The following is a 24889-nucleotide window of genomic DNA, read 5'->3' as shown; positions in this document are numbered from 1 at the left end:
TGTCAGCTTCCGTGTTCGATGTACCAGTCGACAGTGTCGCGCACGCCTTGCTCAAAGTCGCGTGCAGGCGTCCATTGCAGCAGTGCGGCGCCCTTGCTGCCGTCAACCGTCTTGTAGGGCGCGCCGTCAGGCTTGCTGGTGTCGAGCACCAGCTCCCCCTGGTAGCCCACCACGCGCTTGATCAGCTCGGCCATCTCGATGATGGAGATACCCTGGGCCACGCCGACGTTGACCGGCTGGTTGGTGGCGGCGGCGTCGAGGCCGCGGATCAGCGCCTCGGCGCCATCGTCCACATGCAGCCATTCGCGCACCGGCCGGCCAGAGCCCCAGACCACGACCTGTGGCGCGCGCTCCCGCTTGGCCTTGACGATCTTCATGATCAGGGCGCCCATCGCATGCGAACGCTCTTCCTCGAAATGGTCCTCGGGACCGTACATGTTCGAAAGGATCAGGTTGATGACGTCGAGGCCGTACTGCTGCTGGTAGGCCCAGGCGCCCACCCATGAAGCCTTGCGCACGAAGCCATAGACCATCACCGAGTCATGCAGCGGCCCGTCCCAGAACTCCTCTTCCTTGAACAGCGTGGCGGCAGCCGGATAGGCGCAGTTGCTGATCGGGTTGACGATGCGGGCAACGCCGGTGGCCTTGGCCGCTGCCAAGAGGCTCAAGGTCATCAAGAGGTTGTTGTGGAACAGCTCGGCCGGGTGCTTGGTGCCGAACTGGATGCCGCCCACATAGGCGGCGCAGTTGATGACCTCCGTGGGTCGGTGGGTCTCGAAGAACGCGAGGGTGGCGGCCGCATCGCGCAGGTCCAGCCCGAGCGACTGCGAGGTGCGCATGAACTCGCGGCCCTGCGCGGCCAGCTGCCGGCAGACGCGCTTGCCCAGGAAGCCGGTGGCGCCGGTGACCAGGATCACAGCTCAGGCCCGCCGTACTGGTCGTTGTGCAGGTCGTACTGCACCATCTTGCGAACCAGTTCGCGCACCGGCGTCCTGGCCACCCAGCCAAGCTTCTCGCGCGCCTTGGCCGGATTGCCCCAGAGCAGGTCCACCTCGGCGGGGCGGAAGTAGCGCGGGTCGATGGCCACGCGCACCTTGCCAGTGGCGCGGTCGATGCCCTTCTCGTCAACACCGGTACCGACCCAGTCCAGCTGAACGCCGATCTCGTCGAAGGACATGTCGACGAACTGGCGCACGGTCCAGGTTTCGCCGGTGGCGATCACGTAGTCGTCGGGCTGCTCCTGCTGCATCATCAGCCACATGGCTTCGACGTAGTCCTTGGCATAGCCCCAGTCGCGCTTGGCATCCATGTTGCCCAGCGTGAGCAGCTCCTGGCGGCCTTGCTGGATCCTGGCCACGGCCTGGGTGATCTTCTTGGTCACGAAGGTCTGGCCGCGGCGCGGCGACTCGTGGTTGAAGAGGATGCCGTTGCTGCCGTGCAGACCATAGGACTCGCGGTAGTTCACCGTCACCCAGTAGGCGTAGAGCTTGGCTGCGCCATAGGGCGACTTGGGATAGAAGGGCGTTGATTCGCTCTGCGGCGCTGTCTCCGGCAGGCCGCCGAAAAGCTCGGACGTGGAGGCCTGGTAGAAGCGCGGCTTGATGCCCAGGTCCTTGATCGCGTTGAGCAGCCGGATCGTGCCCAGCGCATCGACCTCGGCCGTGTACTCGGGCACCTCGAAGGAAACGGCCACGTGTGACTGGGCGCCGAGGTTGTAGATCTCGTCAGGTTCGATCCTGGAGAGCAGCGTGTGCAGGTTGCTGGAGTCGGTCAGATCACCGTGGTAGGTCTTGAAGCGCTCATGATCGATGAAGCTGTCGACCCGGTGGGTCGTGAAGACCGAGCTGCGTCGCAGGATGGCATGAACCTCATAGCCCTTGGCGAGCAACAGCTCGGCAAGGTAGGAACCGTCCTGGCCGGTCACGCCGGTGATGAATGCTTTCTTCATGGGATGGTGCTGGCCTCGGTCTGGAATCCAGTGCAGATTGGAGCGCATCTGCGCGTCCTCTGGCGGGTGGAGTGGTGCAGGATTTCCCGCGCATTTTGCAGTTCCCGGTGAGAGGGCCGATCTGACCGTGGTTTCTCGCCGTCTTTGCTGGACCGCCTGGCCTTGGCTGCGGGACACTCGCCGCATCTCGAATTCGCGGGAGAAGCGCCCATGCAACTGCTGAGTCTTGGCTACGACTGCAAGGTGGCCTGGCAGATCCGACGCCACAGCGGCCAGGGCGAAGCATTCTTCTTCGATTGGCTGATGACGCCCATCGACGCCTTGGCGGTGATGCTGGGCCGCGATGAAGACCTGCTGCGCGACGGCCGCTGGGAGCTGATCAAGGACGACTGCTGCCTGCGCGACCTCGACACCGGGCTGATGTTCATGCATGAATTCCCCTCGGTGCCGGTGGTGGGCGGCGAGCAGTCGCACCGCATCCTCGCCGAACAGGTGCCTGCCCATCTGCCCATCGCAAGGGCCAAGTTCGCCTACCTGCGCCGCAAGACGCTGGAGTTCATCCGCAGCAGTGAGAACCTGCTGCTGGTTCGTGCCGACGAGGTGGCGACGCTGGACGAGGCGATAGCGAACGTCAACAAGATGCGCAGCTTGTTTCTGCCGATCAATCCGACCCTGAAATTCGCGCTCGCCTCGACGCTTGTTCCGGCCAGCGGCGCCGTGGCCGATACTTTGATCTTCAAGACCGACGCTGGCGACGATTGGCGCGGCGGTCATGAAAGCTGGAGCCGGCTTTTCGAAGCGGCGACCCGAAGGTTTGCCGGCCAGCCTGCCTGAGACTGCGATCATCCATTCCATGAGCACGACCAAGTACTTCGTTCACCCGCAGGCACTGCTGGAATCGACCCAGGTCGGCGAGGGCAGCCGCATCTGGGCCTTCAGCCACGTGCTCCCGGGCGCGCGCATCGGTGCCGAAGCCAATATCTGCGACCACGTCTTCATCGAGAACGATGTCGTCGTCGGCAACCGCGTGACGGTGAAGTGCGGCGTGCAACTGTGGGACGGCGTGACACTGGAAGACGATGTCTTCATCGGCCCCAACGTCACCTTCTCCAACGACCCGGCACCGCGCAGCAAGCACAAGCCCGAGGCGCCACTGCGCACGCTGGTGCGCGCTGGTGCAAGCATTGGCTCGAACGCCACGATCCGCCCCGGCATCACCATCGGCCCCGGCGCCCTGGTGATGGACGGCGCGGTGGTCACGCGTGATGTGCCATCGAACGCCATCGTCACCGGCAACCCCGCGCACATCACCGGCTATCGCGACACGCCGCACCTGGCCTTGGCGGGCAGCCTGAGCAGCGACGCTGCGCTGCCCCAGCTGCAAGCGCGTGGCGCGGCCCTGCACAAGCTGCCCAAGATCGTGGACCTGCGTGGCGCCCTGAGCTTTGGCGAGATCGGTGCCCACCTGCCGTTCACCCCGCAGCGATTCTTCATGGTCTACGACGTGCCGACCAAGGAAGTGCGCGGCGAGCATGCGCACAAGGCCTGTCACCAGTTCCTGGTCTGCGTGAAGGGCAGCGTGGGCATCGTGGTGGACGACGGCGAACGGCGCGACGAGCTCTTGCTCGACAGCGCTCAGCTCGGCCTGCACATACCGCCCATGGTCTGGGGCATCCAGTACCAGTTCTCAAGCGACGCCGTGCTGCTGGTGCTGGCCTCCGATTGCTACGCGGCAGACGACTACATCCGCAACTACGACGAGTTCCTGGCGGCGGTGCGAGGGGCGGGCAATGGGCACTGAAGCGGTTCCTTTCCTGGACCTGCAGCCGGCCTATCGAGTGGCTCAGCCCGCCATCGATGCAGCGCTCTTGCGCGTGGCGGGCAGTGGCTGGTTTCTGCTCGGCAAGGAGCTGCATGCCTTCGAGGAGGCCTGGGCGCGCAGCTGCGGCACCGCGCATTGCGCGGGCGTGGCCAATGGCCTGGATGCGCTCTTCCTGAGCCTGAAGGCACTCGGCGTGCGCGAGGGCGATGAAGTCATCGTGCCCTCCAACACCTATATCGCCACCTGGCTGGCAGTCAGCCAGTGCGGCGCGAAGCCGGTCCCGGTGGAACCTGATGCGCGCACTTTCAACATCGACCCGGCCCGCATCGAAGCGGCGATCACGCCTGCTACCCGGGTGATCCTGCCGGTGCATCTGTATGGGCAGCCGGCCGACATGGACGCGATCATGGACATCGCGCGCCGCCATCATCTGAAGGTGCTGGACGATTGCGCGCAAGCCCATGCAGCGCGCTACAAGGTGAGGCCGGTGGGTGGCCTGGCGGACATGTCGGCCTGGAGTTTCTATCCGGGCAAGAACCTTGGTGCCTTTGGCGACGGCGGCGGCGTGACCTGCCGCGATGCCGACTTGATGCAGCGCGTCAAAGTGCTGCGCAACTATGGCTCGCAGCAGAAGTATCACAACGAGGTCAAGGGCATCAACTCGCGGCTGGACGAGATTCAGGCCGCGGTGCTGGCCGCCAAGTTGCCGCTGCTCGAAGCTGCAACGCATGAGCGCCGCGCCATTGCCGCGCGCCTGCTCGAGGGCCTGGCCGGCTGCGACCTGCAGCTGCCTCATGTGCCGCACTGGGCCGAGCCGGCCTGGCATCTGTTCGTGGTCCGTCATGCCGACCGCGACGGCCTGCAGCGCCGCCTGGCGGAGCAGGGCATAGGCACGCTGATCCACTATCCGGTGCCGCCACACCGCCAGCCAGCCTATGCGGAGCTGGGTTTTGCCGAGGGCGACTTCCCGGTCTCCGAGACCATGCACCGCGAGGTCTTGAGCCTGCCCTTGTGGCCCGGCATGAGCGAGCTGCAGATCGAGCGCGTCATCAAGGCGGTGCGCGCCAGCGTCTGACGCTGGCGGGGGCGGCGATCGGTCGATCAATCAGCTGCTGTTGTCGTGCACGGCCTTCCAGCCGTGCGCGGTGCGCAGCCAGGCCGCGGGCCGGCCTTGGGAATGGGTGCGATTGTTTTGCTCAGGCCGGGCCGCGCGAGCGAGCCGGGTTGCCGACCCACAGCTCGCCGGCCGGCACGTCGCGGGTCACCACGCTGCCGGCGCCAATCATCGCGCCCTCGCCGATGGTGATGCCGCCGAGGATGGTGGCATTCGCGCCAATCGAGGCGCCGCGCCTGACCACGGTGCGCTGGAAGGCCTCGGGGTATTGCTTGGAGCGTGGGTACTTGTCGTTGGCAAACGTAACGTTGGGTCCAATGAAGACCTTGTCTTCGAGCGTGATGCCGTCCCACAGCTGCACACCGCATTTGACGGTCACCTCGTTGCCCACGACGACATCGTTCTCGATGAAGCACTGCGCATTGATATTGCAGCCGCTGCCGACACGCGCACCGGCCAGCACGACACAGAACTGCCAGATCGTCGTGCCTTCGCCGATTTCCTGGCTTTGCACATCTGAACTCGGATGGATGAAAGCGGGTTGGCTCACTTGGTTGCGCTGCTGATGAGTCGAGGCGGCCCAGCATAAGGCAAGCCGCCCCGCCACAGTGCGAACCGTGACGGGGCGGCTTTTGAAGCGGGGCATGGCGCCCCGCTGGGGTTCTTCGTCAGATCAGCGGCGGCAGACGGTCGTCCTCGTCCAGCTTCTTGTGCGTCAGCAGGTGCGAGTGCATCGGGTCGGCATGCGGCACGAAGCCGGTGGCCGCCGAGGCATCGCCCAGCACACTGCCTTGCGGCGGTGCCAGCACATCGGTCAGGCTGACCTTCACCTCAGGTTGCGTGCTGCCTTCCGGCTTCACGTCCTTGGCGAACCAGACGTCGGCCATCTCATGCGTCTTGCCGTCGGCCGTCTTGTAGCCGGAGACCAGACCCACCAGGTTGCCGTTGTCGATCACGCTGCTGGCCTGTGCCTGCAGGTCGAGCTCGGTGATACCGAGGCCTGCCAGGTCCTTCAGCTCGCCCGCATCGGTCTTGCCGTCGTGATTGGCGTCGACCCAGACCTTGAGGTCCTTGAAGCCGGCATCCAGCACGTCGAGCTTGCCGTCGTGGTTGACGTCCAACGCTGCCATCGCCTGGTAGCCGTTGCCGGCATGCTGGCCATTCGCCAGGACCGTGCCGGTGCCGAACAGCTCCTTGCCGTCGTTGATCACACCGTCCTTGTTCAGGTCCATCACCAGCAGACCGTCATTGCCGCCGACCCAGCCCCACTTCTGGGCGTTGCCGGTGCCGTTCAGGTCGAAGGTCACGCCTTGTGCCGAGGACAGGGTCTGGATGCCATTGCCATCCAGGTCCAGCACGATAGGTGTGGCCAGCCACAGGGCATCGAGCTGACCGCCGTCCAGCGAGGCGATCTGGTCGGAAGTGAACGCGCCCACCTGGGTCATGTTCATCTTCGCGATGTCGGCCGAATCAAGGCCGTCGAGCTGATCGGTGGTGAACGAACGGATCTGGTCCGTCGTCAGGCCCGGCATCTGCGCTGTGGTGAAGGCGTGAATGTCGTCCGAGTCAAGCTTGCGGAGCTGGTCGGTCGAGAACGCGCCGATCTGCGTCGAGGTGAACGAGGCGATCTGTGCCGAGGTCAGCGCACCCATGTCATCGGTGGTGATGGCATGCAACTGGTCGGTCGTGATCGCCACGATCTGTGTCGTCGACAGCGAACCGATCTGGTCGCTGGTGAAGGCCAGGAACTGATCGGTCGACAAGGCGCGCAGCGCAGCCGTGGTGAGGCCTCGCAGTGCATCGGTGCTGATGGTGTCCAGGTCGGCCGCATCAATGCCGACGATCTGCGCCGAGCTCAGGCCGCCCAGCTGGGTGCTGGTGAAGGCCGCGATCTGATCGGAGTTGAACGCGGCCAGATCCTCAGACTGCAGGCCCTTGATGCTGGCGGTGCCCAGGGCACGCACATCGTCGGTCGAGAAGGTCTTGATCTGGTCGCTGCTCATGTAGCCGATCTGGGCCGAGGTCAGTGCACCGACCTGGTCCGAACGCAGAGCCTGCACATCGTCCGTCGCCCAGCCCTGGACCTGGGTGCTGGTGAGCACCGAGATCTGCAGGTTGGTCAGTGCGTCCACCTGATCGGTGGTCAGTGCATTGAGCTGATCGGTCGAGAGGGCACGCACGCCGAACACGCTGATCGAGCGAATGTCATCCGTCTCAAGCTTGCGCATCATGTCGGTCGTGATGCCGGCGACCTGCGTCGCAGTGAGTGCGCCGAACTGACTTGTGCTCAGTGCATTGAAGTCGTCCGAACCCATGGCCGTGACCTGGGCCGAGGTGACCGCGGTGACCTGGGTGTTGGTCAGCGAAGCCACCTGATCCGAGGTGAAGGCCACGAACTGGTCGGTGCTGAGCTTGGACAGGGCCGCCGAGGACAGGGCGCGGACGTCATCCGTCTCCATCTTGGCGATCTGGTCGGTGCGCAGGCCGGCCAACTGGTTGGTACCCAGTGCGGCGAACTGTGCGGTGCCCAGGGCCACGACGGCGTCGGTCGTCAGCGCTGCGATCTGGTCGGAGCTGAAGCCCTTCAGGCCGGTCGTCGAGATGGCCGCGAGGTCATCCGTCTGCAGGGTCTTGACCTGGTCGGTGCTGATCGCCGCGATCTGATTCGAGGTCATGGCCTTGAATTGATCGGTCGTGAAGGCGTTCAGGTCGTCGCTCACCAGACCCTGGACCTGGGCCGAGGTCAGCGAGTTGACTTGCGACGTCGTCAGCGATGCGAGCTGGTCGGAGCCCAGGGCGCCGAGCTGGTCAGTGCTGAACTTGGCCAGGGCCGAGGTGCCGAGGGCGCGGAGGTCGTCGGTCTCGAGCTTGGCGATCTGGTCGGTACGCAGGCCGGCAGTCTGGGCGCTGCTCAGCGAAGCGTACTGGGCCGTCGTCATCGCCACGGTCTCGTCCGTCGTCAGCGCGTTCAGCTGTGCCGAGGACAGGCCACGCAGGCCGGCCGAGCTCAGCGATGCCAGGTCGTCGGTCTGCAGGGCCTTGACCTGGTCGGTACCAAGGCCGGCCACTTGCGCCGATGTCAGCGCCCTGAACTGATCGGTGGTGAGCGAATTCAGCTTGTCGGTGGCCAGGCCGGCGAGCTGGGCGCTCGTCAGCGAAGACACCTGGGCCGTGGTCAGCGCGCTCAACTGGTCGGTGCTCAGGCCGGCCAACTGGTCGGTCGCGAGGCCACGCAGTGCGGCGGTGTTGATGGCACGCAGGTCGTCGGTCTCGAGCTTGGCCATCTGGTCGCTGGACAGGCCCTTGACCTGCGCCGTGGTCAGCGCTGCGGCCTGGGCCGTGGTCAGTGCCTTCACATCGTCGGTCGACAGGCTGGTCAGCTGCTGCGAGGTCAGCGACACGATCTGGCCCGTGGACAGCTGGCCGATCTGGTCGGAGGTCAGCGCCGCGAACTGGTCGGTCGAGAACTTGGACAGGGCCGACGTGCTCAGGGCACGCAGATCGTCACTTTCCAGCTTGGTGATCTGGTCGGTGCGCAGGCCGGCGATCTGGCCGGAGGTCAAGGTGCTGACCTGGGCCGTCGTCAGGGCGACGATCTCGTCGGTGCGCATCGCCTCGATCTGTGCCGAGCTGAAGCCCTTGATGCCGGCCGTGGAGATGGCAGCCAGGTCGTCTGTCTGCAGCGTCTTGACCTGGTCGGTCGTCAGCGCAGCCACCGTGGACGAGGCCATGGCCTTGAACTGGTCGCTGGTGAAGGCGTTCAGATCATCGCTGACCAGGCCCTGGATCTGGGTCGAGGTGAGCGAATTGACCTGCGCGGTTGTCATCGCCGCCAGCTGGTCGGAGCCCAGGGCGCCGAGCTGGTCGGTGCTGAGGGCACGCAGGCCGGCAGTGCTGAGGGCACGCAGGTCGTCGGTCTCCAGCTTGGCCATCTGGTCGGTGCGCAGACCCAGCACCTGGGCCGAGCCGAGTGATGCGTACTGAGCCGTGCTCATCGCCACGACTTCGTCCGTCGTCATCGCGGCCAGTTGAGCCGAGTTCAGGCCCTTGATGCCGGCGGTCGAGATGGCCGCCACATCGTCGGTCTGCATCGCCTTGACCTGGTCGGTCGTCAGCGCGCCGATCTGGGCCGAGCCGAGCACCTTGATCTGGTCGGTGACCAGGGCGTTCAGGTCGTCGGTCTGCAGGCCGGCCACCTGGGCGGTGCCCAGCGAGCTGACTTGGGCCGTGGTCAGTGCGCCTACCTGGTCGGAATTCAGTGCGGCCAGTTGGTCGGTGGCGAGGGCCTTGATCGAGGCGGTGTTGATCGCACGCAGATCGTCGGTCTCGAGCTTGGCCATCTGGTCGGTCGACAGACCCTTGACCTGCGAAGAGGTCAGCGCTGCGGCCTGGGCCGTGGTCAGTGCGCGGATGTCGTCGGTCGACAGGGCTCCCAGCAGGTTGACCGGCGTGGTGCTCAGCGTGGCCACTTGTGCCGTGGTCAGCTGGGCCACCTGGTCGGAGGTCAGGGCTGCGAACTGGTCGCTCGTGAACTTGGACAGGGCGCCGGTATTGATCGCACGCAGGTCATCGCTTTCCAGCTTGACGATCTGGTCGGTGCGCAGGCCGGCCACCTGGACCGAGCTCAGGGCGGCGTACTGTGCCGTCGTCATGGCCGCCGTTTCATCGGTGGTCATGGCGCCGATCTGGGCGGAATTCAGGCCCTTGATGCCAGCGGTCGAGATGGCCGCCAGATCGTCGGTCTGCATCGTCTTGACCTGGTCGGTCGTCAGCGCGCCGATCTGTGCCGAGTTCAGGACCTTGATCTGGTCGGTGACCAGGGCGTTCAGGTCGTCGGTCTGCAGGCCGGCCACCTGGGCGGTGCTCAAGGAGCTGACTTGGGCCGTGGTCAGCGCGCCGATCTGGTCGGAGTTCAGTGCTGCAAGCTGATCAGTGCCCAGTGCCTTGATGGCGCCGGTGTTGATCGCGCGCAGGTCGTCGGTTTCCAGCTTGGCGATCTGGTCGGTCGACAGGCCCTTGACTTGCGAGCTGGTCAGCGCCGCGGCCTGGGCCGTGGTCAAGGCGCGGACGTCGTCGGTTGACAGGGCGCCAAGCTGATTGGCCGGCGTGGTGGCCAAGGAAGCCACTTGCTGGGTGGTCAGGACCGCCACCTGGTCGCTCGTCAGGGCTGCAAACTGATCGGTCGAGAACCTGGACAGGGCCGTGGTGGTCAGGGCGCGCAGGTCATCGCTTTCCAGCTTGGTGATCTGGTCGGTGCGCAGGCCTGCGACCTGGGCGGTGCCCAGGGCCGCGTACTGCGCCGTCGTCATCGCGACAATCTCGTCCGTCGTCATCGCCGCAAGCTGGGCCGAGTTGAAGCCCTTGATGCCGGCCGTGGAGATGGCAGCCACGTCGGCTGTCTGCAGCGTCTTGATCTGGTCGGTCGTCAGTGCCGCCACCGTGGACGAGGCCATGGCCTTGAACTGGTCGCTGGTGAAGGCGTTCAAATCGTCACTTACCAGACCCTGGATCTGGGTCGAGGTGAGCGAGTTGACCTGCGCGGTCGTCATCGCCGCCAGTTGGTCGGAGCCCAGGGCGCCGAGCTGGTCGGTGTTCAGTGCGCGCAGTGCGGCCGTGTTGAGCGAACGCAGATCGTCCGTCTCGAGCTTGGCCATCTGGTCGGTGCGCAGCCCCAAGACCTGTGCCGAGCCCAGAGCGCCGAACTGGGCGGTGCCCATGGCGACCACTTCATCGGTGGTCATGGCATTGATCTGGGCCGAGTTCAGGCCCTTGATGCCGGCGGTCGAGATGGCCGCCACATCGTCGGTCTGCATCGCCTTGACCTGGTCGGTCGTCAGTGCGCCGATCTGGGCCGAGGACAGCACGCGCACCTGGTCAGAAACCAGGGCGTTCAGGTCATCGGTCTGCAGGCCGGCCACCTGGGCGGTGCCCAAGGAGCTGATTTGGGCCGTGGTCAGCGCGCCGACCTGGTCGGAGTTCAGCGCGGCCAGTTGGTCGGTGGCCAAGGCCTTGATCGCGGCGGTATTGATCGCACGCAGATCATCCGTCTCGAGCTTGGCGACCTGGTCGGTCGACAGACCCTTGACCTGCGAAGAGGTCAGCGCTGCGGCCTGGGCTGTGGTCAGTGCGCGGATGTCGTCGGTCGAGAACGAACCGATCTGGTTGGCCGGCGTGGTGGCGAGCGCGGCGATTTGCGCCGTGGTCAGCACGGCCACCTGGTCGCTCGTCAGGGCGGCGAACTGGTCGGTCGTGAACTTGGAGATCACGCCGGTGCCGATGGCCCGCAGGTCATCGCTTTCCAGCTTGGTGATCTGGTCGGTACGCAGACCGGCCACCTGGGCGGTGCCCAGGGCGGCGTACTGCGCCGTGGTCATGGCGACGATCTCGTCTGTCGTCAGTGCGGCGATCTGAGCCGAGTTGAAGCCCTTGATGCCGGACGTCGACAGCACGGCCAGGTCCTGCGTCTGCAGCGCCTTGACCTGGTCGGTCGTCAGGGAGGCGACCGTGCCCGAGGCCATGGCCTTGAACTGGTCGGTGCTGAAGGCGTTCAGGTCGTCCGTCGCCAGGCCCTGGACTTGGGCTGAGGTCAGCGAATTGACCTGGGTGGTCGTCATCGAAGCCAACTGGTCCGAGGTCAGTGCGGCGAGCTGGTCGCTGTTCAGTGCACGCAGGGCGCCGGTGTTGATGGCACGAAGGTCATCCGTTTCCAGCTTGGCCATCTGATCGGTGCGCAGACCCGCGACCTGGCCCGAGCCGAGTGCCGACACCTGGGCGGTGCTCAGCGCCACCACTTCATCGGTGGTCAGGGCGCCCAGCTGGGTCGAGGTGAGGCCCTTGATGCCAGCGGTCGAGATCGCCGCGACATCGTCGGTCTGCATGGCCTTGATCTGGTCGGTCGTCAGCGCAGCGATCTGGCCGGAAGACAGCACCTTGATCTGGTCGGTGACCAGCGCGTTCAGGTCGTCGGTCTGCAGGCCGGCCACTTGCGCCGTGGTCAAGGAGACCACTTGCACCGTGGTCAGCGCGCCCATCTGGTCGGAGTTCAGCGCGGCCAACTGGTCGGTGCTCAATGCCCGGACCGCGCCGGTATTGATCGCACGAAGGTCGTCGGTCTCGAGCTTGGCCATCTGGTCGGTACCCAGGCCCTTGACTTGCGAACTGGTCAGCGCCGCGGCCTGTGCCGTCGTCAGTGCCCGGATGTCGTCGGTCGAGAAGGCGCCAAGCTGGTTGGCCGGCGTGGTGGCAAGCGATGCGACCTGTGCCGTCGTCAGCTGCGACACCTGGTCGCTGGTCAGCGCGGCGACCTGGTCGCTCGACAGCTTGGACAGCGCGCCAGTGCTGATCGCACGCAGGTCATCGCTTTCCAGCTTGACGATCTGGTCGGTGCGCAGGCCTTGCAACTGGGCCGAGCCGAGCGCAGCGAACTGCGCCGTGGTCATGGCCACGATCTCGTCGGTCGTGAGCGCGCCGAGCTGGGCCGAGTTCAGGCCCTTGATGCCGGCGGTCGAGATGGCCGCAAGGTCATCCGTCTGCATCTTGATGAGCTGGTCGGTCGCAATTGCCGCGATCTGACCCGAGCTCATGTTCTTGAACTGGTCGGTCGTGAAGGCGTTCAGGTCGTCGCTGACCAGGCCCTGGATCTGGGTCGAGGTGAGCGAGTTGACCTGCGCTGTGGTCATGGCGGCCAGCTGGTCGGAGCCCAGGGCGCCGAGCTGGTCGGTGGACAAGGCACGCAATGCGGCGGTGTTGATCGCGCGCAGGTCGTCTGTTTCCAGCTTGGCCATCTGGTCGGTGCGCAGGCCAAGCACCTGGGCGGAGCCCAGGGCCGCGACTTGCTGCGTGCCCAGACCGACAACTTCATCGGTGGTCAGCGCGCCGAGTTGGGCCGAGCTCAGGCCCTTGATGCCGGCGGTGGAAATGGCGGCCACATCATCCGTGGTCATCGCCTTGAGCTGGTCAGTCGTGATCGCGCCGATCTGCTGCGACGTCAGGACCTTGATCTGGTCGCTCACGAGGGCGTTCAGGTCGTCGGTCTGCAGGCCGGCCACCTGGGCAGTCGTCAGCGAAGTGACCTGCAGGCTGGTGAACGCCGACATCTGGTCGGAGTTAAGCGCCGCCAGCTGGTCGGTGCTCAGAGCCTTGATCGCGCCCGTGTTCAGTGCACGCAGGTCGTCGGTCTCGAGCTTGGCCACCTGGTCGGAGGACAGGCCCTTGATCTGGCTGGAGGTGATGGCCGCGGCTTGAGCCGTGGTCATTGCGCGGATGTCGTCCGTCGAGAAGGCGCCGAGCTGGTTGGCTGGCGTCGTGGCCAGGGCCGCGACTTGCGCCGTGGTCAGCTGCGAGACCTGGTCGGAGGTCAGCGCGGCGATCTGGTCGGAGCTCAGCTTGGACAGCACGCCAGTACTGATCGCGCGCAGGTCATCGCTTTCCAGCTTGATGATCTGGTCGGTGCGCAGACCCGCCAGCTGGGCCGTGCCCATGGCTCCGAACTGCGCCGTACTCATCGCGACGATTTCATCGGTCGTCATCGCGGCGATCTGGTCGGACGAGAAGCCCTTGACGCCCAGCGTCGAGATCGCGGCCAGGTCGTCGGTCTGCAGCGTCTTGACCTGGTCGCTCGTCATTGCTGCGACTTGCGCCGTGGCGAGATTCTTGAACTGGTCGGTCGTGAAGGCGTTCAGGTCATCACTGACCAGGCCCTTGATCTGCGTGGAGGTCAACGCGTTGACCTGCGTCGTGGTCATCGCGGCCAGTTGGTCTGAGCCGAGAGCGCCGAGCTGGTCGGTCGACAGCGAGCGCAGAGCGCCCGTGCCGAGCGCGCGCAGGTCGTCGGTCTGGATCTTGGCCATCTGGTCGGTCGTCAGGCCTTGGACCTGGGCCGAGTTGAAGCTGCCGTACTGCGTCGTCGTCAGCGCCACCACTTCATCGGTGGTCATCGCGCCGAGCTGGGCCGAGTTCAGGCCGCGGATACCGGCGGTGGAGAGCGCCGCCAGGTCGTCCGTCTGCATCTTGCGGATCTGGTCGGTCGCGATCGCGCCGACCTGAGCCGAAGTCATGTTCTTGAACTGGTCGGTCGTGAACGCGTTCAGGTCGTCACTGACCAGGCCCTGGATCTGGGCCGAGGTGAGCGAGTTGACCTGCGCCGTGGTCATCGCGGCCAGTTGGTCTGAGCCGAGGGCGCCGAGCTGGTCTGTAGAGAGGGCGCGCAGCGCGGCGGTGTTGATCGCGCGCAGGTCGTCCGTTTCCAGCTTGGCCATCTGGTCGGTGCGCAGACCCGTCAACTGGGCCGAGCCCATGGCGGCGAACTGCGCCGTGCCCATGGCCACGACTTCATCGGTGGTCAGCGCAGCGACCTGCGCCGAGTTCAGGCCCTTGATGCCGGCGGTCGAGATCGCCGCCACATCGTCACTCTGCATGGCCTTCAACTGATCGGTCGTCAGTGCGCCGATCTGGGCCGAGGTGAGTGCCTTGATCTGGTCAGTGACCAAGGCGTTCAGGTCGTCGGTCTGCAGGCCGGCCACCTGGCCCGTCGTCAGGGAGACGAGCTGGGCCGTGGTGAGGGCGCCGATCTGGTCGGAATTCAAGGCGGCCAGCTGGTCGGTGCTCAGTGCCTTGACCGCGCCGGTGTTCAGCGCGCGCAGGTCATCGGTCTCGAACTTGGCCATCTGGTCCGTGCCGATGCCCTTGATCTGGGCCGAGGTGATGGCGGCCGCCTGGGCGGTCGTCAGCGCGCGGATGTCGTCGGTCGAGAACGAACCGATCTGGTTGGCCGGCGTGGTGGCCAGCGACGCGACCTGCGCCGTGGTCAGCACGGCCACCTGGTCGCTGGTCAGTGCCGCAACCTGGTCGCTGCTCATCTTGGACAGCGCGCCTGTGGTCAGTGCGCGCAGGTCATCGCTTTCCAGCTTGGTGATCTGGTCGGTGCGCAGGCCGGCCACCTGGGCCGAGCTCAATGCGGCGAACTGCGCCGTGGTCATGGCGACGATTTCGTCGGTCGTCAGCGCTTCGATCTGGGCGGAGTTGAGGCCCTTGATGCCGGCCGTGGAGATGGCGGCCAGATCGTCGGTCTGCAGTGTCTTGATCTGATCAGTCGTCAGCGCCGCCACCGTGGACGAGGCCATGGCCTTGAACTGGTCGCTGGTGAAGGCGTTCAGGTCATCGCTGGCCAGGCCCTTGATCTGGGTCGAGGTCAGCGCATTGACCTGGGCCGTGGTCATGACGGCCAGCTGGTCGCTGGTCAGCGCGCCGAGTTGGTCGCTGGACAGTGACCGCAGCGCGCCTGTGTTGATGGCGCGCAGGTCGTCCGTTTCAAGCTTGGCCATCTGGTCCGTGCGCAGGCCAAGCACTTGTGCGCTACCGAGGGCTGCCACTTGTTGGGTGCTCAGGCCCACCACTTCATCGGTGGTCAGCGCCCCCAGCTGGGCCGAGTTCAGGCCCTTGATGCCGGCCGTGGAGATGGCGGCCACGTCGTCCGTGGTCATGGCCTTCAATTGGTCGGTCGTGATCGCGCCGATCTGCTGCGAGGTCAGGACCTTGATCTGGTCACTCACCAGGGCGTTCAAGTCATCGGTCTGCAGGCCGGCCACCTGGGCGGTTGTCAAGGAGACGACTTGGGCGCTGGTCAGCGCGCCCACCTGGTCGGAATTCAACGCGGCCAATTGGTCGGTGCTCAGAGCCTTGATCGCACCTGTGTTCAGCGCGCGCAGGTCATCGGTTTCCAGCTTGGCGATCTGGTCGGTGCCCAGGGCCTTGATCTGGGCCGAGGTCAGAGCAGCCGCCTGAGCGGTCGTCAACGCGCGGATGTCGTCGGTGGAGAAGGAGCCGAGCTGGTTGACCGGCGTCGTTGCCAGCGAGGCGATCTGGGCCGTGGTCAGCTGGGAGATCTGGTCGCTGGTCAGCGCAGCGGTCTGGTCCGATGTCAGCTTGGACAGCGCAGCGGTACTGATGGCACGCAGGTCGTCGCTTTCCAGCTTGGTGATCTGGTCGGTGCGCAGGCCGGCCAACTGGGCCGAGCCCATGGCGGCGAATTGCGCGGTACCGAGCGCCTGAATTTCGTCGGTGCTCAGCGCGGCGATCTGGTCCGAGTTCAGGCCCTTGATGCCGGCGGTGCTGATCGCAGCCAGGTCGTCGGTTTGCAGTGTCTTGATCTGGTCGGTCGTCAGCGCGCCGACAGTGGCCGAGCCCATGGCCTTGAACTGGCTCGTCGTGAAGGCGTTCAGGTCGTCGCTGGACAGGCCCTTGATCTGGGTCGAGGTCAGGGCGTTGACCTGCGCCGTGGTCATGGCGCCGAGCTGGTCGGAGACCAGGGCACCGAGCTGGTCGGTGCTGAGCGAACGCAGGGCCGCGGTGCCGATGGCGCGCAGGTCGTCGGTTTCCAGCTTGGCCATCTGGTCGGTGCGCAGGCCGGCAACCTGTTGCGTGCCAAGGGCCGCCACTTGCTGCGTGCCCAGGGCAACGACTTCGTCCGTGGTCAGCGCGGCGATCTGGGCGGAGTTCAGGCCCTTGATGCCGGCGGTCGAGATGGCGGCCAAGTCGTCCGTCTGCAGCTTGGCAACCTGATCGGTGCCGATGGCGCCGACCTGGGCCGAGGTCAGGACCTTGAACTGCTCGGTCGTGAAGGCATTCAGGTCATCGCTGGCCATGGCGGCGACCTGGCCGGTGGTCAGCGAGACGACTTGGGCCGAGGTGAGGGCGGCGGTCTGGTCGGAGGTGAGGGCAGCGAATTGGTCGCTGCTCAAAGCACGAAGCGCGCCGGTGTTAATGGCGCGCAGGTCGTCGGTTTCCAGCTTGGCGATCTGGTCGGTTCGCAGCCCCTGCAACTGGGCTGATCCCAAGGCACTGAACTGCGCTGTTCCCAGCGCCACGACCTCGTCGGTACTGAGCGCCGCGATCTGCGCTGAATTGAGTCCCTTGATGCCGGCAGTGCCGATGGCTGCCAGGTCATCGGTCTGCAGGGCCTTGATCTGGTCGGTCGTCAGGCCAGCCACCTGGCCGGAGCCCAGGACCTTGAACTGTTCGGTGGTCAGGCCATTCAGGTCGTCAGTCGTCAGCCCGGCCAGCTGGGCCGTGGTCAGCGAGACCACTTGGGCGGTGCTCAGGGCGGCGATCTGGTCGGAATTGAGGGCGCCGAGCTGGTCGGTGCGCAGGGCGCGCAGGGCGCCGGTGTTCAGGGCACGCAGGTCGTCGGTTTCGAGCTTGCCGATCTGATCGGTCGTCAGGCCGGCCATCTGGGCCGAGCTGAAGGACTTGAACTGGGCGCTCGTGAAGGCATTCAGGTCATCGCTGACCAGGCTGGACAGTTGGCTGGTGGTGAGCGTCGAGACTTGGTTGGTACCAAAGGCGGAGAGCTGGTCGGAATTGAGTGAGCCGAGCTTGTCGGTGCTCATCGAGCGCAAGGCCAGGGTGCTGAGTGCTCGCAGGTCCTCGGTCTGGAACTTGCCGATCTGGTCGCTGGACAGCGAGGCAATCGCGAAGGTGCCGAAGGTGCTGACCTGTCGAGTGGTCAGCGCCGCAATCTGGTCTGAGTTGAAGGCCGCCCAGTCCTCGGTCGTGAGTTTCGCCAGTGTCTGAGTGGCAAGACCGGCGATCTGCGCTGTCGACAGACTGGAAATGATAGAGGCCATCTTTAACTCACTTGGTTAATTCAGAAGCGCCGCCCGGGGGCGACGTCTCGACACAAATCTCACAGGCGCTGTGTCAAGCACCATAACTTTTCAGGCAGGCTCCGCGTGCCAGCGCACGCACGAAGCCTTCCCGCTTCATTCGGTTTTCGTCTCCTGCGCCCAGTACTTGAGCGCAATCGACGGCAAGCTGTGCTTGAACGACCCAGCCAACCAACAGATTGCTATAAAAACAAGCAAAAGCAACGAAAAGATACACGTATTGCAGGGTCCGCCAATACTAGGGGTGTGGCCTGTCCACAATGTTTACAAAAGCGAGTCCAAAACTTGGCTGTTCTGCCCATGAACGGAAGCCAGTCGCGAGTTAAATCACGATTCGCCGCCCTTTTCGAGGGCGGCTATCGCCCGTGCGCTCTTCCATGCAAATCACCACGCTGATTCCCGCCTACAAGACCAAGTACATGGTCGAGCTGATGACCAGCCTGGTCACGCAGACGCACAAGAGCCAGCGCATCATTGTGTCCGACGACAGCCCGGGCGGCGAGTTCGGCCAGATCCTGTCGTCGCCTGCCATGCTGGTGGCTCGCGAGCGTTTGCCGATTGAGATCCATCAAGGCCCCCGCATCGGTGCCTATGAGAACTTCCTCCACCTGCTGAAGCTCTGGGACAACAGCACCGAGCTGGTGCATTTGCTGCTGGACGACGACGTCATCTACCCGGATTTCTATGCCGCCCATCGCGCCATCCACGGGGCTGGCAACTTCGCCTGCAGCATCAGTGCCCGCTGGACGGCCAATGAGCGCGGCCAGCCGATCGAGGGCATGCCGATACCGGCCGGCGTTCTGCAGTCCATGGGCCGCATCGTCTCGCTGGACGCCGGGGCGATGTTCACGACCACGATTCCGCAGTGCCAGAATTGGTTCGGCGAGTTCTCCAACTGCGTGATGCGGCGCGAAACGGCAGCCCTGCTGTTCAAGCCGGACTTTGGCGGTGTGTCCTATGCGGGCTTGTGGGACCTGGGCGCCTTCCTGGCCGCCAGCCTGCAGGGACCGGTCGCCTACATCCAGGACCGCCTGGGGCACTTCCGTACCGGTGGAGAAGGCCATTCCAATCAGCTCTACGGCAAGCACATGAAGGCTGCGCACCTGGGCTATGCCGCGCTGGCGGTGGGCGCTCGCCGTATCGGGCAGCTGGGTGAGAGCCACGCACGCCAGTGCTACGACGGTATCGCCTCGGCAATTTGGCAGCGCTACGCAGGCGAGGAAGACATGCAGCCTTTCTGCCGGGTGCTGCCGCGGATGCGCGACGGCCTGCCCGGTGCCGAAGACGAGTTTCTGCCGATCTGGCAGGACTTTCTGACTCGGCACAAGTTCTGAGCCGGCGGCTTTCATCACCATGCTGAAACTCATCGAAAGCCTGCGCAAGCGCCTCGGCCGCAGCAACCCGCTGGACCTGGAGCTGTGGGTACGCGGCCTCCTGATCCACTATTTCTTCCATACCTCGGAGCGAGGTCGCATCGAGCTGGCCGGCGAGGGCGGCCGCACGCTCAAGCTGCTCACGCCCACGCAGTTCAAGGGCGATGGCCGGGTCCGCCTCGACGTGAGCGCCGTTTTCGGCGTGCCGCGCTCGCCCGGCGCGTACAGCTGCTCCTATATAGAAGCGCGCACGCCGGAGTCGCTGATCGAGGTCGGCCCAGGATGCGTCTTCAACAACCGCTGCGTGCTGATCTCCGAAGGCGCCAGCATCCGTTTCGGCGCCAATGTCCTTGTCGGCCCCGAGCTGCATGTGATGGACAGCAATTCCCACGACTTGCGACTGACGCACCGCCGCTCGCCCGACCCGCGCCCGGCGGGCGTGGAGATCGGCGACGAGGTCTTCATCGGCTCGCGTGTCACCATCCTCAAGGGCGTGAAGATCGGGCGTGGCTGCGTGATCGCTGCGGGTGCCGTTGTCACGCCTGGCTTCGAGGCGCCGGCCATGAGCATCGTCGCCGGCAATCCGGCGCGCGTGGTCGGGCAGGTCAGCCCGGAAGGAATGAATCCATGAGCGCGGACATCCAGGCGATTCCTGTTGTCGCCGTCTCCTACAACTCACCCGAGCTCTTGCAGGGCCTGCTGAGCTCGCTGCGCGAGTTCTACCCGAACCCGGTTCACATCGTGGACGGCTCGACGCCCGAGCATGTCGAGAAGATCCGAGCCGTCGTGGCCGGCTTCGAGAACGTCCAGCTCCACGTGATGGGCTTCAACATCCACCACGGGCCCGGCATGGCCTGGGCAATCACCGAACTGGGCCTGAGCGGCCGCGTGCTGTTCCTGGACACCGACATCGTGATCCGCCGCGGCGGCTTTCTGGAGCTGTTGGCCGAGGCCCTGCAGCCGGGCGACTACGGCGCCGGCGGTGTGGCCTACGTGAACCGCGACGGCTTCGACATTCCGTATGCCTACGGCGCCGTGCCCTATCTGCATCCGCCTTGCATGCTCTGCAATGTCGAGGTGATGCGGCAATGGCCGCTGCCGATCAAGCATGGTGCACCCATGGTGGCGCCGATGCTGGCGCTGCACGACGCAGGCAAGTCTGACCTGCTGCGCCATCTGGACTGGTGTGGCAACGATGTCCTGATGGGCACGAAAAAGGTCTACGTCGACCACATCGGCCAGGGCACCAGCCAGGCCACCGGAAGCTACAACCTGGACGAATGGTTTGCCGAGGTGCGCGCCAAGGAGGCGGCGAAGGCCTTGCCACCACCCACCGGCTACAACCCGGACCTGCTGGCGCTGATTCCCGCCACGGCGCAAGCCATCGTCGAGATCGGCTGCAGCACCGGCGCGCTGGCCCATGCGGTCAAGAGCAGCCGGCCGGCCGTGCATTACATCGGCGTCGAGCTGGACCCCAAGGCCGCCGAGATCGCCGCGCGCTTCTGCGATGGCGTGCAGGCCCTGGACCTGGAGGCGACCGACGACAGCCAGTTCCGCGACTATGCCTCGCGCGACTGCTGGGTTTTCGGCGACGTGCTCGAGCATCTGCGCGACCCCTGGAAGGTCTTGCAGCGCATCCGCGCCGTGCTGCCACCTGGCGGCTGCGTGGTAGCCAGCATCCCGAATGCCCAGCATTGGAGCCTGCAGGGGCGGCTGTCGGTGGGCGACTTCCGTTATGAATCGGGCGGCCTGCTGGACCGCACGCACCTGCGCTGGTTCACCCGCGTGACCATCTTCGAGCTGTTCCAGTCGGCCGGCTTTCGCGTCGAGGCCGGCGTGCCGCGCATCTTCGACGAACCCGGCCGCGAGCCGGTCTTGAACGCGATCCGTCAGATGGCCATGGCCATGGGGCGCGACCCTGAGGGTGCGGTGCGCGACGCGCTGCCGCTGCAGTACGTGGTCAGGGCTGTCGCGGCCTGAAGAGGCTCAGGCGCCGGCCGTCGCGGCGGTCAGACCGTTCTCGAAATGCTCGCGCATCAGGCGCGCCGCCGCCTTGCCGTCCCGCTGGCCGATGGCCTTCATCACGGCCCGGTGCTCGCCCAGCGATTCGGCCAGGCGGCCCTGCTTGAACAGGGAGTGATGACGGTTCAGCTTCATCACGCGGCGCAGGTCATTGACCATCTGGCAGCGCCAGCGGTTGCCTTCGATTTCCAGCAGGCGCAGATGGAAGCGCTCGTTGGCAATGAAGAAGGCATCGCGCTGGTCAATGGCGGCTTCCAGCTGCTCGTGCAGCGATTGCAATTCCGCCAGCTCTTCGTCTGAACCGGATTCGGCCACGCGGGCGGCCGCATCGCTTTCCAGCAGGGCCAGCAATTGATAGGCCTCGCGCACATCGCGCTCGCTCATCTCGGTCACGTAGGCGCCGCGCCGCAGCTTCATGGTGACCAGGCCTTCTACGGCCAGCACCTTCAGGGCTTCGCGCATCGGCGTGCGGCTGATCCCGAGTTCGGCGCACAGCTTCAGCTCGTCGATCCAGCTGCCCGGCTCCAGTTCACGGCCGAAGATCTGCTGGCGCAGGCGTTCGGCAACCTCCTGGTAGAGGGCGCGGGGGGCGAGAGGTGGGGCGGCGGACATGCGTGTTGAAAAGCAGGGCGTGTCAGATTCTAGCCAGTTCTGAATTCATAATTATGAATAACGGAGGCGGTATGATGCCCACTTCAACGGAGTTGCCCCATGTCTGAGTCCAAGCCCAACCCATCTGAATTTGCTTCCGCCACGCTGGAGCAATGGCACAAGGCGGCCGCAAAGTCGGCCCCTGGTGGCGATGTCTCCGCCTTGAACTGGGTGACTCCCGAAGGCCTGACAGTCAAGCCGCTCTACACGGCGGCCGACACGGCAAACCTGCCGCATGCCGACACGCTGCCCGGCTTCGAGCCCTATCTGCGCGGCCCGCAGGCCACGATGTATGCCGTGCGGCCCTGGACCATCCGTCAATACGCCGGCTTCTCGACCGCCGAAGAATCCAATGCCTTCTATCGCAAGGCCTTGGCTGCGGGCGGGCAGGGCGTGTCGGTCGCCTTTGACCTGGCCACCCACCGCGGCTACGACTCCGACCATCCGCGCGTGACTGGCGACGTGGGCAAGGCCGGCGTGGCCATCGACTCGGTCGAGGACATGAAGATCCTGTTCGACGGCATTCCGCTCGACAAGGTGTCGGTCTCGATGACGATGAACGGCGCCGTGCTGCCGGTGCTGGCCGGCTATGTGGTGGCGGCGGAGGAGCAGGGCATTTCGCAAGACAAGCTCAGCGGCACCATCCAGAACGACATCCTCAAGGAGTTCATGGTCCGCAACACCTACATCTACCCGCCCGAGCCGAGCATGCGGATCATCGGCGACATCATTGGCTACACGGCCAGGAACATGCCCAAGTTCAACTCGATCTCGATCTCGGGTTATCACATGCAGGAGGCGGGTGCGAACCAGGCGCTGGAACTGGCCTTCACGCTGGCGGACGGCAAGGAATACGTGAAGACGGCGATCGCCTCCGGCCTTGACGTGGACGACTTTGCCGGCCGTCTGAGCTTCTTCTGGGCCGTCGGCATGAACTTCTATCTGGAGATCGCCAAGATGCGGGCGGCGCGCCTGCTCTGGTGCCGGATCATGAAGGGTTTCGACGCGAAGAACCCGAAGAGCCTGATGCTGCGCACGCATTCGCAGACCTCGGGCTGGAGCCTCACCGAGCAGGACCCGTACAACAACGTGGTGCGCACCACCATCGAAGCCATGGCCGCGGTGTTCGGCGGCACGCAATCGCTGCACACCAATTCGCTGGACGAAGCCATCGCGCTGCCCACCGAGTTCTCGTCGCGTATCGCTCGCAACACGCAGCTGATCATCCAGGAAGAGACGCACATCACGAACGTGGTCGACCCCTGGGCCGGCAGCTACCTGATGGAGACGCTGACGCAGGACATGGCAGACAAGGCCTGGTCCATCATCGAAGAGGTCGAGGCCATGGGTGGCATGACCAAGGCGGTGGACAGCGGCTGGGCCAAGCTGAAGATCGAGGCCAGCGCGGCCGAGAAGCAGGCGCGCATCGACTCGGGCAAGGACGTGATCGTCGGTGTCAACAAGTACAAGCTGGCCAAGGAAGACCCGATCGAGATCCTCGACGTGGACAACGTCAAGGTGCGTGACAGCCAGATTGCCCGCCTGAACACCATCAAGGCCACGCGTGATGGTGCAGCCGTGCAGGCGGCGCTCGCTGCCTTGACGCAGGCTGCGCGCAGCGGCGAGGGCAACCTGCTCGACCTCTCGATCAAGGCCGTGCGACTGCGCGCCACGGTCGGCGAGATCAGCGATGCGCTGGAAGAAGTGTTCGGCCGCCACCGCGCCGACACGCAGAAGGTCAGCGGCGTCTACGCCGCGGCCTACGACTCGGCCGAGGGTTGGGCCAAGCTGCAAGACGAGATCAAGGACTTCGCCGAGGCGCAGGGCCGCCGCCCGCGCGTGATGATCGCCAAGCTCGGCCAGGACGGCCATGACCGCGGCGCCAAGGTCGTGGCTACCGCCTATGCCGACCTGGGCTTTGACGTCGACATGGGCCCCCTGTTCCAGACGCCCGAGGAATGTGCCCGCCAGGCGATCGAGAACGACGTGCATGCCGTGGGTGTGTCCACGCTGGCCGCCGGGCACAAGACGCTGGTGCCAGCCATCATCGCGGCGCTGAAGGCTCAGGGCGCGGACGACATCATCGTTTTCGTCGGCGGCGTGATCCCGGCACAGGACTACGACATGCTTTACGAGGCAGGCGTCAAGGGCATCTACGGCCCGGGCACGCCGATACCGGCCAGTGCCAAGGACGTGCTGGAACAGATCCGCCAGTCGGTGGCCAAGGTCGCTGCCTGATGAATCTCGCTGCGGCGGTCACTGGTGAGCCCGGCGCCGAGCAGCGCCGCGCCATCGCCAAGACCATCACCCTGCTGGAGTCGACCCGGGCCGATCATCGTGCCCAGGCCGATGCCCTGCTGACTGCGCTGCTGCCGTACAGCGGAAAGTCGCTGCGCCTGGGCATCTCCGGCGTGCCGGGCGTGGGCAAGAGCACCTTCATCGAAGCGCTGGGCCTGTTCCTGATTGCACGTGGCCACCGAGTGGCCGTGCTGGCCGTGGACCCGTCCAGCAGCATCTCGGGCGGCTCCATCCTCGGCGACAAGACGCGCATGGAGCGGCTCTCGATGGATGAGCGCGCCTACATTCGCCCCAGCCCCAGTAGCGGGACGCTGGGCGGCGTGGCCGAGAAGACGCGCGAAGCCATGCTGGTCTGCGAGGCAGCGGGCTACGACATCGTGATCGTCGAGACCGTCGGCGTGGGCCAGAGCGAAACCGCCGTGGCCGGCATGACCGACATGTATGTGCTGATGCAGCTGCCCAATGCCGGCGACGATCTGCAGGCGATCAAGAAAGGCGTGATGGAGCTGGCCGACCTGGTGGTCATCAACAAGTCCGACCTGGACCATGCGGCGGCCACCCGCGCGCAAGCCCATATCTCTTCTTCGCTGCGACTGCACGGCATGCACGGCCATGCGCATGACGAGGCTGTCTGGCATCCGCTCGTGATGCAACTCTCAGCCTTGAAGGGCGATGGTCTCGATCAATTCTGGGCGGCGGTGAGCCGCTTTCAGCAGCTGCAGGCCGGCAATGGCAGCTTCGCCTCCAAGCGCCAGCAGCAGTCACTCGCCTGGATGTGGGAGCGTATCCAGGCCGGGCTCAAGCAGCAATTTTCCGAGGCGCCGCCTGTTCGCGCGGCCTTGTCCACCATCACCGAACGCGTGCTGCAAGGCCAGCTCGCACCCTCTACGGCAGCCCGTGAGCTGCTGACGAAGTTTTCCGGAGACAAACCCTCCTAACCCCCACGCCCATGAATGGGCTGCCCCCCGAGGGGGTGCAGTCCTTTCTTGGGGCGGCCCT

General features: G+C 65.4%; 13 protein-coding genes. 8 read left to right on the top strand and 5 right to left on the bottom strand.

Translation table 11 applies throughout. The features are described 5' to 3' along the window. Nucleotides 1–2: 2 nt before the first annotated feature. Entirely contained in the window at nt 3–917 is a 915-nt protein-coding gene (locus tag V3596_RS06855) for an NAD-dependent epimerase/dehydratase family protein (RefSeq protein WP_334276931.1), read from the bottom strand. Next, the gene (gene gmd / locus V3596_RS06850) at nt 914–1948 is read right to left on the bottom strand and encodes a GDP-mannose 4,6-dehydratase (RefSeq protein ID WP_334276930.1); all 1035 of its coding nucleotides are present in this window, start codon (nt 1946–1948) and stop codon (nt 914–916) included. Before gmd ends, V3596_RS06855 begins: the two co-directional genes overlap by 4 nt. Before the next feature lie 210 nt (nt 1949–2158). Between gmd and V3596_RS06845 the strand changes: the two genes are divergently transcribed. Genes V3596_RS06845 through V3596_RS06835 form a run of 3 tightly spaced genes read left to right on the top strand, consistent with a single transcriptional unit; the run spans nt 2159 to nt 4845 of the window. Next, entirely contained in the window at nt 2159–2782 is a 624-nt protein-coding gene (locus V3596_RS06845) for a hypothetical protein (RefSeq protein ID WP_334276928.1), read from the top strand. A 19-nt stretch (nt 2783–2801) separates the two neighbouring features. After that, on the top strand, nt 2802–3749 hold the full coding sequence (locus V3596_RS06840; RefSeq protein ID WP_334276927.1) for a WxcM-like domain-containing protein: 948 nt from the start codon (nt 2802–2804) through the stop codon (nt 3747–3749). Beyond that, nucleotides 3739–4845 (top strand): DegT/DnrJ/EryC1/StrS family aminotransferase, encoded by a 1107-nt coding sequence (locus tag V3596_RS06835; RefSeq protein WP_334276926.1) that lies wholly within the window; start codon nt 3739–3741, stop codon nt 4843–4845. The genes V3596_RS06840 and V3596_RS06835 overlap by 11 nt, the downstream gene beginning before the upstream one ends. A 121-nt stretch (nt 4846–4966) precedes the next feature. Here the strand turns inward: V3596_RS06835 and V3596_RS06830 are convergent, their stop codons facing one another. Then, nucleotides 4967–5434, bottom strand: coding sequence for an acyltransferase (locus tag V3596_RS06830; protein ID WP_334276925.1), 468 nt, complete (start codon nt 5432–5434; stop codon nt 4967–4969). Nucleotides 5435–5552: 118 nt separating this feature from the next. Then, nucleotides 5553–17507: a hypothetical protein gene (locus V3596_RS06825; protein ID WP_334276924.1), complete on the bottom strand. Its 11955-nt coding sequence runs from the start codon at nt 17505–17507 to the stop codon at nt 5553–5555. A 416-nt stretch (nt 17508–17923) separates the two neighbouring features. Here V3596_RS06825 and V3596_RS06820 point away from each other — a divergent pair, with 416 nt between their 5' ends. From V3596_RS06820 to V3596_RS06810, 3 genes are read left to right on the top strand one after another with little or no spacing between them, the layout of a single operon-like run. Then, nucleotides 17924–18880 (top strand): glycosyltransferase family A protein, encoded by a 957-nt coding sequence (locus V3596_RS06820; protein WP_334276923.1) that lies wholly within the window; start codon nt 17924–17926, stop codon nt 18878–18880. 19 nt (nt 18881–18899) lie between these two features. Beyond that, the gene (locus V3596_RS06815) at nt 18900–19550 is read left to right on the top strand and encodes an acyltransferase (protein ID WP_334276922.1); all 651 of its coding nucleotides are present in this window, start codon (nt 18900–18902) and stop codon (nt 19548–19550) included. Further along, nucleotides 19547–20899: a bifunctional glycosyltransferase/class I SAM-dependent methyltransferase gene (locus tag V3596_RS06810; RefSeq protein WP_334276921.1), complete on the top strand. Its 1353-nt coding sequence runs from the start codon at nt 19547–19549 to the stop codon at nt 20897–20899. The genes V3596_RS06815 and V3596_RS06810 overlap by 4 nt, the downstream gene beginning before the upstream one ends. Before the next feature lie 6 nt (nt 20900–20905). Here V3596_RS06810 and V3596_RS06805 read toward each other — a convergent pair whose 3' ends face one another. Further along, the gene (locus tag V3596_RS06805) at nt 20906–21553 is read right to left on the bottom strand and encodes a GntR family transcriptional regulator (protein ID WP_334276920.1); all 648 of its coding nucleotides are present in this window, start codon (nt 21551–21553) and stop codon (nt 20906–20908) included. Nucleotides 21554–21652: 99 nt separating this feature from the next. Between V3596_RS06805 and scpA the strand changes: the two genes are divergently transcribed. Both scpA and meaB read left to right on the top strand, forming a co-directional pair. After that, entirely contained in the window at nt 21653–23830 is a 2178-nt protein-coding gene (gene scpA / locus V3596_RS06800) for a methylmalonyl-CoA mutase (RefSeq protein ID WP_334276919.1), read from the top strand. Beyond that, nucleotides 23830–24828 (top strand): methylmalonyl Co-A mutase-associated GTPase MeaB, encoded by a 999-nt coding sequence (meaB, locus tag V3596_RS06795; RefSeq protein ID WP_334276918.1) that lies wholly within the window; start codon nt 23830–23832, stop codon nt 24826–24828. Before scpA ends, meaB begins: the two co-directional genes overlap by 1 nt. Nucleotides 24829–24889: the final 61 nt, after the last annotated feature.

This window comes from Roseateles microcysteis (assembly GCF_036880965.1).
Classification (GTDB): Bacteria; Pseudomonadota; Gammaproteobacteria; order Burkholderiales; family Burkholderiaceae_C; genus JAUASW01.
This window is presented reverse-complemented; position numbering and strand designations above follow the sequence as displayed.

What these genes read in the sequence shown, in the direction of transcription:
- V3596_RS06815 (WP_334276922.1), top strand. Translation starts at nt 18,900, where the DNA reads ATGCTGAAACTCATCGAAAGCCTGCGCAAGCGCCTCGGCCGCAGCAAC.
- meaB (WP_334276918.1), top strand. Translation starts at nt 23,830, where the DNA reads ATGAATCTCGCTGCGGCGGTCACTGGTGAGCCCGGCGCCGAGCAGCGC.
- V3596_RS06805 (WP_334276920.1), bottom strand. Translation starts at nt 21,553, where the DNA reads ATGTCCGCCGCCCCACCTCTCGCCCCCCGCGCCCTCTACCAGGAGGTT.
- V3596_RS06835 (WP_334276926.1), top strand. Translation starts at nt 3,739, where the DNA reads ATGGGCACTGAAGCGGTTCCTTTCCTGGACCTGCAGCCGGCCTATCGA.
- gmd (WP_334276930.1), bottom strand. Translation starts at nt 1,948, where the DNA reads ATGAAGAAAGCATTCATCACCGGCGTGACCGGCCAGGACGGTTCCTAC.
- V3596_RS06845 (WP_334276928.1), top strand. Translation starts at nt 2,159, where the DNA reads ATGCAACTGCTGAGTCTTGGCTACGACTGCAAGGTGGCCTGGCAGATC.
- scpA (WP_334276919.1), top strand. Translation starts at nt 21,653, where the DNA reads ATGTCTGAGTCCAAGCCCAACCCATCTGAATTTGCTTCCGCCACGCTG.
- V3596_RS06810 (WP_334276921.1), top strand. Translation starts at nt 19,547, where the DNA reads ATGAGCGCGGACATCCAGGCGATTCCTGTTGTCGCCGTCTCCTACAAC.
- V3596_RS06820 (WP_334276923.1), top strand. Translation starts at nt 17,924, where the DNA reads ATGCAAATCACCACGCTGATTCCCGCCTACAAGACCAAGTACATGGTC.
- V3596_RS06840 (WP_334276927.1), top strand. Translation starts at nt 2,802, where the DNA reads ATGAGCACGACCAAGTACTTCGTTCACCCGCAGGCACTGCTGGAATCG.
- V3596_RS06825 (WP_334276924.1), bottom strand. Translation starts at nt 17,507, where the DNA reads ATGGCCTCTATCATTTCCAGTCTGTCGACAGCGCAGATCGCCGGTCTT.